General features: G+C 41.0%; 10 protein-coding genes and 1 pseudogene. 5 read left to right on the top strand and 6 right to left on the bottom strand.

Annotated elements, in window-relative coordinates:
• Nucleotides 1–85 precede the first annotated feature (85 nt).
• Nucleotides 86–1,810 (bottom strand): sensor histidine kinase, encoded by a 1,725-nt coding sequence (locus tag IQ274_RS13005; RefSeq protein WP_194142502.1) that lies wholly within the window; start codon nt 1,808–1,810, stop codon nt 86–88.
• 943 nt (nt 1,811–2,753) lie between these two features.
• On the opposite strand from IQ274_RS13005, the gene IQ274_RS13000 reads away from it, so the two are divergent.
• On the top strand, nt 2,754–3,188 hold the full coding sequence (locus tag IQ274_RS13000) for a CAAD domain-containing protein (protein WP_012407766.1): 435 nt from the start codon (nt 2,754–2,756) through the stop codon (nt 3,186–3,188).
• 235 nt (nt 3,189–3,423) lie between these two features.
• On the opposite strand, the gene IQ274_RS12995 is transcribed toward IQ274_RS13000, so the two are convergent.
• Both IQ274_RS12995 and IQ274_RS12990 read right to left on the bottom strand, forming a co-directional pair.
• A complete protein-coding gene (locus tag IQ274_RS12995; protein ID WP_194142501.1) occupies nt 3,424–4,560 on the bottom strand; it encodes an S-layer homology domain-containing protein in 1,137 nt (378 codons plus the stop codon).
• Nucleotides 4,561–4,691: 131 nt separating this feature from the next.
• Nucleotides 4,692–5,438 carry a Uma2 family endonuclease gene (locus tag IQ274_RS12990; protein WP_194142500.1) on the bottom strand — a complete coding sequence of 249 codons (747 nt, stop codon included), beginning with the start codon at nt 5,436–5,438 and terminating at the stop codon, nt 4,692–4,694.
• Nucleotides 5,439–5,744: 306 nt separating this feature from the next.
• Here IQ274_RS12990 and IQ274_RS12985 point away from each other — a divergent pair, with 306 nt between their 5' ends.
• On the top strand, nt 5,745–7,103 hold the full coding sequence (locus tag IQ274_RS12985; protein WP_194142499.1) for a sensor histidine kinase: 1,359 nt from the start codon (nt 5,745–5,747) through the stop codon (nt 7,101–7,103).
• A 496-nt stretch (nt 7,104–7,599) separates the two neighbouring features.
• Here the strand turns inward: IQ274_RS12985 and IQ274_RS12980 are convergent, their stop codons facing one another.
• A complete protein-coding gene (locus tag IQ274_RS12980; protein ID WP_194142498.1) occupies nt 7,600–9,096 on the bottom strand; it encodes a glycosyl hydrolase family 57 in 1,497 nt (498 codons plus the stop codon).
• A 77-nt stretch (nt 9,097–9,173) separates the two neighbouring features.
• Between IQ274_RS12980 and IQ274_RS12975 the strand changes: the two genes are divergently transcribed.
• The gene (locus IQ274_RS12975) at nt 9,174–9,752 is read left to right on the top strand and encodes a hypothetical protein (protein ID WP_194142497.1); all 579 of its coding nucleotides are present in this window, start codon (nt 9,174–9,176) and stop codon (nt 9,750–9,752) included.
• A gap of 60 nt (nt 9,753–9,812) precedes the next feature.
• Here IQ274_RS12975 and IQ274_RS12970 read toward each other — a convergent pair whose 3' ends face one another.
• Complete coding sequence (locus IQ274_RS12970; protein ID WP_163932057.1) at nt 9,813–10,685, bottom strand: SDR family NAD(P)-dependent oxidoreductase; 873 nt, start codon at nt 10,683–10,685, stop codon at nt 9,813–9,815.
• A gap of 919 nt (nt 10,686–11,604) precedes the next feature.
• Nucleotides 11,605–13,302, bottom strand: a complete 1,698-nt coding sequence (locus IQ274_RS12965) for an alpha/beta hydrolase (protein WP_194142496.1) — start codon at nt 13,300–13,302, stop codon at nt 11,605–11,607.
• 195 nt (nt 13,303–13,497) lie between these two features.
• Here IQ274_RS12965 and IQ274_RS37725 point away from each other — a divergent pair.
• Both IQ274_RS37725 and psbA read left to right on the top strand, forming a co-directional pair.
• Nucleotides 13,498–14,046: pseudogene (locus IQ274_RS37725) on the top strand (Uma2 family endonuclease).
• Between the two features lie 255 nt (nt 14,047–14,301).
• On the top strand, nt 14,302–15,405 hold the full coding sequence (psbA, locus tag IQ274_RS12955) for a photosystem II q(b) protein (RefSeq protein WP_163932048.1): 1,104 nt from the start codon (nt 14,302–14,304) through the stop codon (nt 15,403–15,405).
• The last annotated feature ends 286 nt before the right edge of the window (nt 15,406–15,691 follow it).

Raw genomic sequence — 15,691 nt, 5'->3', positions numbered from 1 at the left:
ATCTCACTTCCTTACTCAGAACGGGCTAAACGCCCCGCTAGCGCTAACAAAACTGTTTTACCCCAATTCCCAATTCCCAATCCCTTCAATCCTGTACAGTCATTGGCAGACGAATAGTAAAAGTAGAACCAAGTCCTGGCTGACTTTTAACAATAATCTCACCACCCATCATCTGACAAAAGTGGCGGCTAATTGCCAAGCCCAGCCCTGTACCTCCATACTTTTTCGTAGTCGAAGTATCTCCTTGGGTAAAAGGTTGAAATAACTGCTGCTGTTGACGGTTAGACATACCTATACCTGTGTCGGTAACGGTAAAAGTAATCATACCCAAAGGAGCATCCAGTCGTAATTCCTCCTTTTCTATATTGACTGTCAGCGTCACCTTGCCATTTGTAGTAAACTTACTGGCGTTGCTTAGTAAATTTAACAACACCTGCCGCATCCTAGTTTGATCGGCGTACATGGTGCCAAGTTGCTCATCAAAATGCACTTCTAAAACATTGGCATTTTTTTCTATAGCTGGTTTGACTGTGAGAACGACGTTATTAATTAGCGTCGCAATCTCAAATGTTTCTGGATAGAGAGTCATTTTCCCCGCTTCAATTTTTGACAAGTCGAGGATTTCGTTAATCAAGTGCAGTAGATGCTTACCAGCAGCGTTAATTGTTTCTAAGTCGGTGATAAAGTCTGCCGATAAACCAAGATCGGTAGCGTCGTCTTCTAGAAGTTGGCTCAAGCCAATGACAGCATTTAATGGTGTGCGTAATTCGTGGCTGACATTGGCTAAAAATACGCTTTTTGCCTTGCTAGCAGCTTCCGCTAACTCTTTAGCTTGCTGTAGTTCTTTGGTTCGCTCAGATACTCGCTCAATCAGACGATTTAGAGATTTGGCAAGTAGGCCAATTTCATCTTCAGTGGTGACAGGCGCTCGCAAATCAAAATTATGTTTCCGCGCCACTTGTTCAGCTACTTGGGTGACGGTGATAACTGGTTCAGCGATCGCTCGACTGGTACGCCAAGCTACAATAGCTGCGATCGCCACCGAAACGAGCATACTGATAATTACGATAAATCGCTCAACTATTTTTGCCTGCTCAACGGCTTTTTGCCTTTCTTGCTCTTGATCTTCAGCAGTTTGCAGGATATTAGCCAAACTTTCAGAAAGCTGATCTAGGCGCATGGCTGTTTCACCACGCATAATTGTCAATAACTGCGATCGGGCAGCAGAAATTTGCTGAGGCTGCGCTGGTTGGGAGTCAATTTTCTGTAAGACAGCCTCGATTTGGTCAACGTAAGCTTTTAAATTATTCTTGTAATCTAGCAATAGCGTCTGTAAAGTCGAACTTGTTGCCGCTAGTCTTTTAGGTTTACTGTCAATAAATCCAGAAATTTTTGACTCTAATTGCTTGGCTTTTTCAACATTCTTCAAAAAATCAGCTTTTTTGGTTTGTAGTTGCTGTGAATTTTCTAATACAGCAACTAGATTAGAGCTATGTAATTGCGCCCCTACTACTGCATCTCTATAATTACTCAGTAGTTGTCCTTGTTCATAAGCTTGATTGAATTGCCTTACTTCCCTTCCCCGGTAGTAGTTGGCAATCACTAACCCAGTTAGCGCTCCAAAAAAGCCAATTCCGATAGCTACAAAGTACCCATAGCCAATTTTTTGATGGATGCGCCAAGAACTGGCTTTGAGTTTCCCTCGTGAGGGAAATTCTATAGTCGGTAGTTCGTCTGTCGATGGCTCTTCGGCTGACACTTTTTTGATTTCTGAACTGCTATCGATAAGGGTTGGCTTTTGAGTTGGCATTTCTCAAACCTCCTTGCCTTCCCGCAAAAATTACCAAATCAGTTTAGCTTGTACAAACAGTTTAATTGGTTATTAACATTTACATTATCTTCTTTTATAGCAACAGCAAATCATTGCTTAGTAGATAATTCGCATAACCTCATATACTACGAGTTATTTTGATAGCAATGTTGCTAAGTACACTTACTGATAGCGAACCGAATTCACTTTTTTCAACAGTAACAAATAATTGCCCGAACTAAAGACCTGTCTGAGACCGTCTTCTCCTTACTACAATACTTTCCTCAATATACAGTTGATAGCAATTAGTTCTTGACATCAGGTAAGCCACTAGTCTACCTTACTGCTTCCTTATAAAATTAATACAATCAGGAAAAAAACAAAAGGTTTGATTATGGGGCATGGGGCATTGGTTATTTCTGCCTCATCCCCAATCACCAGCACGTTTATCATAAAATAGGTTGAAAGTCTAGTCGATGTGAATACACAAAAACTTTTATTACGTATTAATATCAATACGAATGCGTTAATTGACGAACCCGGCTTAAGATAGCTTTAATATTGGCTAAAATCGGCTTTTAGGCTTATATAAATGAGAGGTGGGCTGATTTTGCCTTATTTGTACTTAGATTTAGTACGATTATGAACAAATGACACGGAATGAGATAATCACAACCAGAGGATTCCAGTTGATTTAGAAAAGAACTCAGAAGGACGATTATAATACATCCTACTCCCTTCTGAATTCTATCCTCCTACTGACTGTCTACCTTGTAGTTGATGCAGTAGATATTACGGGGCAATTATAGTTAAAGGACACTAAAACCCTTTTGTGCCCTTTAATCAATTGTACTGATGCGCTTGTGCATTACCTAACCAACAGCCTTTTGGTTGCAATTATCCAGATTAGAAAAACTCAACTGTCAAATTAATGGGAGTGAAAATGCCAGAACAAGATTTTACTGAAACCGCATCCAAAGAGACTACAGTGGCAGAGATCAACACCCAAACGGGAACCATCACAAAAGTCCAGCCTCCCGCACAGTCTCAAGATGAATGGCTAAAATACGGGGAGCAAGTTTCTACATTTTTAGCAACATTGCCAGAATATGTGGGAGGCTTCTTTAATGAATATAAGCAACCTCTGGTAACAGTTGGTTTAATTGTAGGATCAATTGTTGGTGTTAAAGTACTCTTGGCAATATTAGATGCTTTGAATGATATCCCTTTAGTAGCGCCTACTTTTGAGTTGATAGGGATTGGTTACTCTGCCTGGTTTGTTTACCGCTATTTACTCAAAGCCTCAACTAGGAAAGAGTTAACTAGTGAAATCACCACTCTAAAATCACAAGTGGTTGGTAAAATTCCAGAAGCTTGATATCTAAATATCGCTTATCCTGCAAAGACTCTACGCAAATAATCTAATTCAAAATCACCCTCTGAGTCTGATCTAAGGAAGCCTTAGATCAGACTTTTCTCAAAATCAAAAATTTTTGAATTTCTAATTTTGAATTTTGAATTTTCTGCAATGGGTTGGCCAAGAAGCAGAGGAATAAAGGATCGTTAAGAATCTTTCTCCTCTGCTTCTTTGTTGAACACGTTCTCTAACAAACTCACCGAGACGAGCCTCCTGGCGACAATTTAACCTTGGGAGTGCGCGAAGTTTCTGGAGATGCACTGGGCAATCGCACTATACTTGGAGATGAAATTGCCTCCAACTTGCCCCGTTTTACTAAAGCTTGATGAATCATCGCCGCTACTTCAGCCCGACTAGCTACTTTGTTGGGAGCAAGAATTTGTGGGTTTGGATAGTTAACTACCAGACCATTGGTTGTAGCAGCAGCTATTTTGCTAATAGCATAAGGTGGAATATCTTTAGCATCTTTATAGACACTTAAAATCTGATTTGGCGAAGTGGGCGCTTTCAAATTCAACCCACTAACAAGGGCAACCAAAACTTGCACTCGTGAAATATTTTGTTGTGGTTTGAAGGTTTTTTTCGGGTAGCCTTTGAGAAATCCGGCATTGATGGCTTGGCCAATTGCTGGAGTTGCCCAGAATTTTGTTGGTACATCTTCAAATGCGATCGCAGTCTTAGACGGTTCTTGGTCAAAGGCTTTTTGCACAATCGCTGCAAATTCGGCGCGGTTTACAGGCTGATTTGGTCTAAAAGAATAATCAGGAAACCCTTTGAGAATACTACGAGAAGAAAGAACATCTATAAAACGCCGACCCCAGAAGTTATTGGGCACATCGTTAAATGCAATTGGTGGCGGAATAATAGATTTTTGTTTTGCTGGAGTTACTAAAGGCAGCGCTGATGATTTAATTGATGACTCAAGTACTGCTGAAGAGGGTACAGGTGTCTGTGGTTGTGAGGGTTGAGTTGGGCTTACCTGAGCAGATGGTAACACTCCACGGTTAGGAGCAGCGCTGTTAGTTGGCAATGAAGGTGTCTTGGATTCAACAACAGCCTCCGGTAGAGAATAGGGCAAAACTGTCTTAGGGACTACATTTGGTTCTACCTTGGAATTAAGGGAAGGCAATACTTGATTTGGTTGAACACTAGGCGAGGGAGTGGAAGAAGCCGACAGCAACCCGTTGAAGTTCCAGCTAGAATCCCTATGGGACAATGACCAAAACAGAATTGCTCCGATAGTGGTGAAGGCAACCAGAATGGCTATAAATTCATCAAAGCCAAGGGCAGTTCTCTGAGATGACTCCGGTTCGGAAGGAGGTTTATTTGTCATCGTGATTACCCTGGTAGCAGTAAAATTTGTGTCTAAACAAATTAAGCCACAGATGACTCTTTTACACCAGCCCTTTTTAATTCGTAATTCGTAGTAAAATATCAGGCTTCTGGTTCAATGCCGAGCGATGTCTAACGACAAGCCGCTTTGCGTCTACGCAATTGGGCAGCTAGGCGATCGGCTCTTTGGCATTCCTGTTCTGCTCTTTCATCGCCATTCAACAACAAATTACCTTGTAAATCCCACCAACGCAGCCAGGGTAATTCCACATTCTGATAAACTCCTAGCCATAAACCTAATTCAACACCCAAAGCAACAATGGGATAATGTCCTCGTTCATTTGCTGGTAAAATCTGATACTGTCCTTCAATCAGATGATAAACTTCTAGGTTGGCTTTACTCGCTTCATAAATGCCGTAGAAGGGAGGACGAATGACTTGCTCATAAATCCAAAATTTACCTTTCAAAGGAGTTTGATCCCGTTCTTCACTACCGTCTCCAGAGACAAATTCTAAAACAATCAACGGGGCAATAAACTCTCGCCACAACACATAAGAACGTCGCGTTTGCCCATTGAGCAAAAATGGTACATTCGGTACATAAAACCAATCTGGTGCTTCTGCGCCTTTTTCCGGGGGATCGGTTAAGTGCCAGTAAATGCCTAAGTCTTGCCCTATACAGTATTCACCTTCAGGATTTAATTGTTTAAGGATAGGTGTAATAGAGTCAGTTAGTAGGATGCTTTGGGGATGCTCTTGCCAATTTTTGCCTCCGGCACGCTCCGCGAACACGAACGTACCATCGGACTCAGGAAGTTGAGTATGATCCGGGAAGGGAAAAGGAGTGAGGGCGTTGGCTGGATTGGTTACAGAGGTCATAACGCTACCTTTGCACTCTTCGTAAAGGTTGTTTTTAGTTTAGCTTGCGTAGGCGTAGCCCGTCGTAGACATCGCTCTCTAAATATTCACCACCAAGATTTTGAAGGAGGTAGGAGGCAGTTTTTCTCTAAATTGCTTTCATTAATAAATCGCATACCAATTACTTCTAACCGCCTAAGAACAATTTTCACCCTGACATACCACTAGTCTTATTAGATACCTAAACCAAAACCGGATTTCGAGGGTGGCAGAATGTAAAATATTAACTTATTGTTTACCCAATCTTTGTAAAAATCAGGGTGTCTAGTGTCAGAAGAATTTAGTTGCCAAATCTCACCGCCATTTTTGTCTCTTGGTAGCGATCGCGATCTGGGTTTAGATTCAACCCTCCAAGAATTACCAATGTATAACTTCCCTGTGGAAATCAATCACACTGGGATGGAAGTGGCTAATTTTTTAGAAAAATATCCCCTGCTACCAGGAGTAGTTTTGGTAGAACAGGGAAAGTTCATTGGGATGATTTCGCGGCGGCGGCTGCTGGAATTTTTGATTCGTCCATTTGGGCAAGAGTTGTTGGTTCAGCAACCATTAGCCGTTCTTTACAGCTATGCGCGGATACCGATATTGCTGCTTGCTGATACAACATCGATTTTAACAGCGATGCAACTTAGCTTAAAGCGATCGCCAGAATTATTAGCAGAACCAATTGTAGTACAAACAGAATCTGGGGCTTATAGATTGTTAGATGTCCAAGAATTGAATATCATTTCTTGGCAAATTCGAGGAATTGACAATCTGGTGCGCTATGAACGCAGCCAAGCTCAAATGATCCAAAATGATAAAATGGCAAATCTGGGACGTTTGGTAGACGGCGTAGCGCACGAAATTTTAGACCCAGTGGGTTTTATTTGGGGAAATATAAGTTATGTTTCCACCTACAGCCAAGATTTACTCAAGCTAATAGCTGCTTACGATCAAGAGTTACCATCAGTTTCCCAGGAAATCAATCAGATTAAAGAAGAGATTGAATTTGATTTTTTAGAACAAGATTTATCGCGATCGCTTGCTAGTATCCGTACTGGTGCGGAAAGATTAAAAAAGCTTGTTACTAGTTTACAAAATTTTTGTCATATCGATGAACTTTATCCAAAGCCAGTAGATTTACACGCTAGTATAGATACTATTATTTTATTAATTAATAGCCGTCTTCAAGGAGAAATTGAAATAGTCAAATACTACGGTCAGCTACCCCCAGTTTATTGCTTTATAGGGCAGCTAAACCAGGTTTTGATGAATATTTTCAGTGAGGTTGTAGATATTTTGCTCAATGAAGCGGTTAGGCAACAGTTGCATTTAGAAGATAAAAATACTGTTCAAAAACCTCGAATTGAGATTACTACAGAAGTAATTTCGCAAGAAGCAAGCAATCCAAATGCACCAGATTCTCGTTGGGTATTAATTCGCATTGCTGACAATGGCCCTGGAATGTCTCAAGAATTGCAACAGCAAATTATGGAGTCTTTTTCTTTGGAAACAAAGAATAGCAAAAATACTAGTTTAGCAGTAAGTTATCGAATCATAACTGTGAGACATGGCGGTAAATTAAATTTCCGTTCCCAGATTGGTATAGGTACAGAATTTGAAATACTATTACCTCTGCTGTAACAGCATATATTTATATGTACTTAGAAAATTGATTCACGTATTAACAATTTGTCCAATAAACTATCACTCAAATACTAACTTTAAAATCAGCACTAAATCATGCTTTTATAAGTTTAAAATCCAAAAAATTAAATATTATTTGATCCTTCCCAATGATCCGAAGAAATCTTGCTCGGATCATTGCTAATTTTTCATTTAAACTGCCTATTTATAAATCAATATGCTTGTTATTAATGATATAACCCCCTTAAAAAAAGCTTGTTTTAATTCTCTACTTTTTAAGGAGGGTTCGTGAGGATAAAGCCTTAACCCAAGAGTATCTCTGGAGTTTGAATACTCATCCATAGCCAATACTTTTCGGTTAAGGGGGAAAGGGGAAAGGGAAAGGGTTTAAATTTACCTTTCCCCTTTACCCTTTAAGCTTTCCCCACACCAAAAGAGAGATTATTGGGTTTATCCGAAAAGTATTGCATCCATACCCATTCCAGTCTACAGTTCAATTTATGTGCAATAAATTTTCGCCACGTTGATAAATTTCCCTTGCATGATCAGTCCAAGCACCTTGTCCCCAATAACGAAAACAACTGGTTTGCAGCAAAAGGTTGTGTAGTAGAAGGTTACGGTAATGAGATTGTCTGGTAACAGGTTCTGCTGAATTAATTTGCTGTAATTGATCAAACTTTTGATGGAATGAACTACTTAATTGATACATAGGAGACAATACATTTTCATATCCTTTGACCCAACTGATATGATTTGTCCATGAGGCTCCATCCAGATGAAAATTAGAGTTTATTTGCTTTAATTCTTGAATCGCATTTTCTACAGCTTCGGGTTGGCAATTATCTTGTGAAACTCTCTCCCAAATCTGATGTTGTCCCACTGGCTGACAAGTTGGATAGTCTTCAGGTTTGCATCCAGCAGCTTCGATAAATTCTAAATATTCTGTACCACACATTCCAACAACACCTGATTTTCCTCCACCATTATTGACCATATCCCACCAAGCTTGTTTAAAAGCACTAGGAAATTCATTCATCATCACACCGCCATTTTCACCATCTCCAATTTGGCTAACTATTGGTGGCACAAAAACACTACCAATTTGTTGTTTGGATAAAGTTTTAGCTTCATAATAAGGCTGCATTTGGGCAACTAATTTAGTATCCGAACCTTGAGTTTTAATTAAGGCTGTGATGCTAATAGTTTCGCCTTGAGAATTGCGGGCAATGAGACAATGTGGTAAATGTTTGTGGGTGAGAGATTGACCAGTAAGAGTTTCTACAGAATGTTCTTGAACGAGTAGCCAGCGATATCCACACTCTTTCAGCGCTTTCACGAATTCAAAGAGAGCATCAGGGTGATTGGGGAGGTGCATTTCTGGAGGCGAAAAGCCTTTGACTCGTGCTAATGCTTCCCAGCCAAAAATTGCTGCGAAGTGATGTTGCCATGCAATGATATGCAATTTAATATCTGCTATGGGTGTGGAAGGAATAACTGCATGACCCCACATGGTACCCAGCCATTCTACATAAGGTTGATAGTTGCGATCGCAAGTGATCCGTTTGAGGTTATCGAGAACATCACTGCGTCCCATTTGCCGCAATCCCCACAAAAGATTACCTGAGTAATCCAACATCACACGGGGATTGCAACCTTGACTTACAAGTTCGGGGATCAAGTCTCCCATACGGCTGTAACAATATGCAAAAGGATCTGCATTGTGGTTATCCCCCTCGTTGGGATGTTCAAACATATATTGCAGATTGCTGATCAGTGTACCGCCATTCCCAGCAGGTATAGTTGGCTGGTGCATGTGTAAGGCGATCGCAAATACAGCATTTACGTCTTCTAAGCGAATATTTGTTGTTGGTAAAAATACTGACTGATCATGGTTAACTACAGAGAGAACCTCTGTTTCCCAACCAGAAATATTCGGCAAGCCATCAATGATTTCGGGCAAACTGCTGAGAGTAGTAGGGAAGGAAAGCATTTCTGGTTGCTCCAATATGAGTTATATCTAGAAAACTTGCGTTTGTATTTAATAATACTTAACTCAGCGTATATACAATGAATACTCCAAGTCACGCTATTCTCAACTTGCTGATTTTCAATCAACAATTGCGAACTCAGGCAAGTCCGGCAATTATCATCGGCGCAGTCTTACCAGATATTCCCATCTTTGTGTTCTACTTTTTAATGAAGTTTGTTTACCATCTGCCGACACGTCAGATTTGGTCAGAAGTTTATTATCAACCTTTTTGGCAAGCTATTGTCAGTACGTTTCATTCAATTCCACTAGCGCTGCTTGGAATATTGATTGCCCATATCTGGAGTTGGCGATTGATTGAAGTTGGCTTCGTCAGTATGGTGCTACATTCTCTTTTAGATTTACCAGTCCATAACAACGACGCTCACCGACACTTTTTTCCCTTTAGTAATTACCGTTTTATCAGCCCTGTTTCTTATTGGGACTCAAATCATTATGGCGCGATTGCAGCTTTGGTAGAAATCCTCTTAGTTCTAGGGGCAACTATTTATCTATTTCCTTCCACACGAACCTACTGGGGTAAAGGACTGCTAATTGCAGTCAATCTGTTTTATACGATCGGGTATTTCCGTTTTTACCTTTCAGCTAAAGGCAATTGACCCCAGTAGGATAAGCGATGCACTAAAAAATTTAGGATTTATGTGCAGATATGCGAGAAATCATGTTCTTGACAAGAACAAATCACCGAAACGATGGATTCTGGTTAAAAAATTCAGTTTCGGGATCAGCTTGTTAAGTCTTTCAGCAGGCTGTTGTTTTCTTGGCGCTGGCGGAGTTGCGATTCGTAAAATTAGCTCTAATAACCAAGGGGCAAGGCGTTGACACAATACGGCTAAATGACTTTGCCATCCGACTAAAATTTCTGGTGAATCATTTTGCATTCCGGCGACGAGTGCTTTGGCTACTTGCTGCGGAGTCATGGGGATCACCCAGCGAAATAATTTTAAGTCGCGCACCATGTCTGTGTCTGTCAGAGATGGCAGTAATGCAATCACTCGGATATTGTGTTCAGCTAGTTCTTGGCGCAAGGCTTGGGTAAATCCTAAGATGGCAAACTTGGTAGCTGAGTAAGTCGCCATTGTTGGTGCTGCGACTTTCCCCATCAGACTCGATACATTGACGATTGTCCCTTGCCTTTGGCTGACCATACGTCGAGCGATCAGACTCGTGAGGTTGTACATCCCTAACAAGTTCACAGAGAGTTCTTCTTGAACTTGAGGCATCTTAGATTGCAAAAACGAGCTTTGGTATGCGACACCCGCACAATTAACCAGCAGGTGAATCTGTCCGAAATTGCGCCACAGTTGGGCAACAGCGATATTTACTTCAATTGTCTGCGTCAAATCTAATGCCACGATCGCAGTTTCGGTTCCCATCGCCTCTATTTCGTTAGCTACCTCGACTAACTTTTGGCGATCGCGTGCTACTAATATCAGTCGCTTGATGCCGACTTGCGCTAGCTCAAGAGCGATCGCTCGTCCAATCCCACGTGAAGCCCCTGTAATCAGGGCAACTTTACCTTGAATCTCCATTGGTTTTATCCTCCAAAATCTAAGTCTTACCAACCTCTTCGTTATTGCCGATATATACAATCAAGAGTTACTTGCTTGTCGGCATCAAGTAAGACAAATAATCTATTGCAATTGAAATCAAACTGAAATTAAGCCTTTGGCAACGAGATATCTCTTGGTTAATCTGCAATCCCTCATAATTGTCTATACGAGGCAGAAATTTCTCGTTTTTAAGCCGTCAAAGCCTAACACACTTGGCTGAATGGGTATAGCTCATAGATTTTATTTCTCCTAGATCAGAGCGTTCATCAGCATCGTTGTCATACACACGTTAGCAATTAAATCAAGGTATTGCAATATTCTTTAATAAGGATTTCTTAATGCTTCTTAACGACAAGCATATATATATAAAATATTTTATTAAATAAGTTTTTATAAATCCCTCAGTAGAAATATCTCACTTCCCTGACAAATAGCCTTTTTTCGGGCAATTGTTATATCTAATTCATCTGTTAGGAACAAAAAAGACATATAGAATTTGAGTTTATGCTTGCAATAGTTAGAGTTACTGATTAACGCGCAGATTTCTATCAGCATATTTACTGATTTATTGAAAATAAACGTTTCTGAAATTGTATTTATTTAAATAATCCAAGAGGGCTAATACATCATTTTTAATGCAAATTACAACAGCATTTTATCTGTTGAAACTTTAGTGTAAATAGTAATTTGTTTGGGTTTAGCTTTGAGTTTATCAAAAAAATCTTTGAGACTTGTAGTGTTGCTAATTTAAATCATTCCTGAATAACAAGATCCCCAACTTCTGCCAGAAGTTGGGGATCTTGCTGTAAGTTCTAATATTCTGCCTTTCACCGCACCCGCGTATATTTACGTAATCCTCTTTTCTCCCCTGCTGTTTTCACGATGCTCCCGGTCATAACTAACGTGGGGTAGGTTGAGGATTTGGTAGTTTGGTTGACTGGGGAATTGACGCACTCCAGATTTGATTAAATTGAGCTACCGATAACGACTGTAAAATACTGAGATTAAGAGGCTCTTTGCTGAGAAATGTGGCATAAGATGGCTGCAAATAGGAACGGTATTCAGGGCGGTTGAGGAGATGGGTTTCCATAAAAGCGACGCTGAGGGCGTTGAGATAGGAATAAACAGCATCACGATCGGGGCCCAGTAAGGCAGGTGGCACAGGTAAAATATCATTTTCAGGGGTCGGTTCTGCGATCGCTGAAAAGTGGGTGGCGTTTTCAATCAAAGCCAGGTACTTATTAGGATCAGAAAGCCAGGTGAAGGGGCGAATTTGCTCAAATACAGGTGGAGCGAAAATATCTTGACTACCTGCTACCAGCATTACAGGCATTTTAATTTGACTGACTCCGCCCTCACCCAAAACTAAGCTGTCAATCGGATTAATCGCCATGATTGCCTTGATGCGATCGTCTTTGAGTTCATAATTTTTTTGGGGTAACTTACTTGCTTCACACTGCAACAACAGCGACAAATTAAAGGATGAATAATTGGGATTACATTCTTGGCGCAGTTGCTCAAAGTTAATCTTTGCTCCTGCTAGAGTCAAAACAGTATAACCACCAAAAGACTGACCAATCGCCCCAACTTGCTGAAAATTGAGTTTTCTGTGGAGAGTGGGATCAGATTTTTCTAGACGCTGGAGTTCATCGAGGAGATACTTGATATCCAAAGGTCGGTTGATAAATTCCTCTGGTTCTGGTGGACTTGCCAAACCCGCAAAGTATTGCTGAAAACGTTTGGCATTACTACCAGGGTGTTCTAGTACAGCAACAGCAAAACCGTATGATGCTAGATGTTCAGCCAGGTAGACAAAGGTAGAGCGGTCTGAAGCAAGACCATGAGAAATGACAATCAAAGGGAAGGGAGGAGACGGAGAATTCTGATCTGTGGATTCTGAGTTTTGAGTTGTAGGTAAATAGATATCTACCGGTAGACGGCGTGAGCGAGAAACGTCATTTAACTCCAGGCTTTTTTTCTGCCAACGGAATTTTCCTGGCGATCGCAAATCTGCTTGTTTTGAGAAGTCAACAGTTGAATTGGCTGCTTGAGCGATCGCTTCTTTTTGAAGAGAAGCTACAACTTCATCCTTTTTCTTGAGCAACTGTGATAAGTCATCAACTATCCTTAACCCTTCTGTGAAATTCACCCGCATAGTATTACTAGGAAATTTCCGCAGCAAATTCACCACTGTTAAACCCTCTCGATCGGCAGCGGCCAAAATCAAAGAGGCACGTATGGCATAGAAGCCATTCTGTCGAGACTCAGTGAGGAGTAATTTTCCTAGTTGTTGCACTACCTCCTCGCCGATCGGTGAGTAAGTGACTTGAGATACTAAAGTAGGAGTGATATTGAACCTTTGCTGGAGCAGATCCCGCAGTTGAGCGAGTTGTTGAGGAGTAGCACGGCTAGCATAAAATGAAAAATCTTGATCGATTTTCCCAACTTTGGCAAAAGTTTCTAACGAGTCCACCGATAACGAGAATTCGCCGAAGGGAGGATAAAAAAAGCTAATGCGTTCAGCCGCCAATCCGGGAGTAGAAGTCAAAAAGGTAGATAGCAAACCTAAACCCAGGTATCTCAGAAATTTTTTCATTAGAAAAACCCACTGTCTAACCCTGCCAAACAAGTTTGGACAGGATATATTCCCTAGAATTATCCAATTTTAGTATAGACAGTTACATTAAGAAACTTCTTGTCTGCGTAGACCTACTCTTGGCGGCTTCTCGAAAACATGAGGCTTCACTATGTTAAATTCAAGCTACAACTCCTGTGGATGAGGAATCAGGTAATGGCGGCTTCTGTAGAACATGGTTTAAATAATAACGCTTCCATCCCTCCCTTAGAAAGTGGCGATCGCTTAACCCGCCACGAATTTGAGCGTCGTTATACAGCAACGAAGGCGCACCAGCAATACGGTTCGGTTAAAGGGGAAAGGGGAAAGGGACTCATGTTTTGAATACATCCTTTCCCCTTTACCCCTTACCCTTTACCCAGACCACAAGGAAAGTGAAAAATGCTTATCCGAACTGTATTGGGCGCACCAGAATTAGTCGCAGAAGTGTCAGCTAGTAGTACATCTATTGATTTGTACGACAAAAAACGCGCCTACCGTCGCAATGGAGTGCAGGAATATATCGTCTGGCAGACTTTAGAGAATAAACTCGACTGGTTCTGTTTGCAAAATGGTGAATATTGTGTAATTAAAAGTAGGGTATTTCCAGGCTTGTGGTTAGCTGTTACCTCGCTAATTACAGGGGATATGACGAAAGTTTTAGCAGTGCTGCAACAAGGGTTAAATTCAAAAGCACACGCTGACTTTGTTGAGGGTTTAACTTAGCAAAACTTAAAAATAATGTCTTGAAAAATACAAATTATTAATGTAAAACGTGATATTAGAAGCCGGGAAAGTTTTCCCTTTTTTTAGACAGTCTCCCTTGGGAAATCAGTTAATAGCATTTTTGGTGTGAGGTAATTCCAGATAGTCCCGGCGATTAGGGGGAAGGTATTTGGCGAAAGTCTTTGAAAACAGCTTAATTCTCAATTCTTAAAAATTGGGAAAGTTTGTTGTCAGCGATTTATAAACAACACAGTTATGACCACAACTCTAGGAAGAAGCGAAAGCGGCAGCCTGTGGGATCGTTTCTGTCAATGGATTACTAGCACCGACAATCGGCTTTATATCGGCTGGTTCGGCGTTTTAATGATTCCTACCCTATTGACCGCTACTATCTGTTTCATTATTGCCTTTATTGCTGCACCACCCGTTGATATTGACGGCATCCGGGAGCCAGTTTCTGGTTCTTTATTATACGGCAATAACGTCATCACTGGTGCTGTTGTACCCACATCTAACGCCATTGGTTTGCACTTCTACGCAATTTGGGATGCTGCTTCAATGGATGAATGGCTCTACAACGGCGGGCCTTATCAACTCATTGTCTTGCACTTTTTGATTGGTATTTTCTGCTGGCTTGGTCGGCAATGGGAGTTAAGCTATCGTTTGGGGATGCGTCCCTGGATTTGCGTAGCTTACTCTGCTCCTGTAGCTGCTGCAACTTCTGTCTTTTTAATTTACCCAATTGGTCAAGGTAGCTTTTCTGACGGGATGCCTCTGGGAATTAGCGGCACATTTAACTTCATGTTCGTGTTTCAAGCCGAGCATAACATCCTCATGCACCCATTCCATCAACTGGGCGTAGCGGCAGTGTTCGGTGGTGCGTTTTTCTGCGCGATGCACGGTTCTTTGGTGTCTTCCTCTCTAGTCAGAGAGACAACTGAAGCTGAATCTATAAACTATGGGTATAAGTTTGGTCAAGAACAAGAAACCTATAGCATCGTAGCGGCTCACGGTTATTTTGGGCGCTTAATCTGGCAATATGCCAGCTTTAACAACTCGCGTTCCTTGCACTTTTTCTTGGCTGCTTGGCCTGTAGTTGGTATCTGGTTGACGGCATTGGGCATCAGTACGATGGCGTTCAATCTCAACGGGTTCAACTTTAACCAATCAATTCTTGATTCCAAAGGTCGTGTAATTAATACATGGGCAGATGTGCTAAACCGCGCCAATTTGGGTATAGAAGTGATGCACGAGCGCAATGCTCACAACTTCCCCCTAGATTTGGCGGCTGGTGAGGCAGTACCTGTGGCAATGATGTCTACGACGAACGTAGCTGCGGCACCTGCAATACACGGTTAGTTGTAATTTAAAATTCGCCGCGCTCTCTGTCTAGAGGGCGCTTTTTTTATGAAGCTATAGTTATACAAATATCTACACAGATAAAATTTTAAAAAAATATCTGGTGTATTTGGGTACAATTACTAAATTGTTACTCATCTACATTAGTAAATGCATTGGTATAAATAAAAATAATTATCAAAACTGTAAGCAGTGAGTAAACTAACTAGTGACGGTTATATCCAGAGTTAATATTCATTGTATTTCCACTGAGTACAAATCTCAGATTTTAGTTTTCGTCTCAATT

It is taken from the genome of Nostoc sp. LEGE 12447 (genome assembly GCF_015206985.1).
Lineage (GTDB): Bacteria > Cyanobacteriota > Cyanobacteriia > Cyanobacteriales > Nostocaceae > Nostoc.
Note: the sequence above shows the minus strand (reverse complement) of the source record. Positions and strands in the feature narration are given on the sequence as shown.

What these genes read in the sequence shown, in the direction of transcription:
- IQ274_RS13005 (WP_194142502.1), bottom strand. Translation starts at nt 1,810, where the DNA reads ATGCCAACTCAAAAGCCAACCCTTATCGATAGCAGTTCAGAAATCAAA.
- IQ274_RS13000 (WP_012407766.1), top strand. Translation starts at nt 2,754, where the DNA reads ATGCCAGAACAAGATTTTACTGAAACCGCATCCAAAGAGACTACAGTG.
- IQ274_RS12995 (WP_194142501.1), bottom strand. Translation starts at nt 4,560, where the DNA reads ATGACAAATAAACCTCCTTCCGAACCGGAGTCATCTCAGAGAACTGCC.
- IQ274_RS12990 (WP_194142500.1), bottom strand. Translation starts at nt 5,438, where the DNA reads ATGACCTCTGTAACCAATCCAGCCAACGCCCTCACTCCTTTTCCCTTC.
- IQ274_RS12980 (WP_194142498.1), bottom strand. Translation starts at nt 9,096, where the DNA reads ATGCTTTCCTTCCCTACTACTCTCAGCAGTTTGCCCGAAATCATTGAT.
- IQ274_RS12975 (WP_194142497.1), top strand. Translation starts at nt 9,174, where the DNA reads ATGAATACTCCAAGTCACGCTATTCTCAACTTGCTGATTTTCAATCAA.
- IQ274_RS12970 (WP_163932057.1), bottom strand. Translation starts at nt 10,685, where the DNA reads ATGGAGATTCAAGGTAAAGTTGCCCTGATTACAGGGGCTTCACGTGGG.
- IQ274_RS12965 (WP_194142496.1), bottom strand. Translation starts at nt 13,302, where the DNA reads ATGAAAAAATTTCTGAGATACCTGGGTTTAGGTTTGCTATCTACCTTT.
- psbA (WP_163932048.1), top strand. Translation starts at nt 14,302, where the DNA reads ATGACCACAACTCTAGGAAGAAGCGAAAGCGGCAGCCTGTGGGATCGT.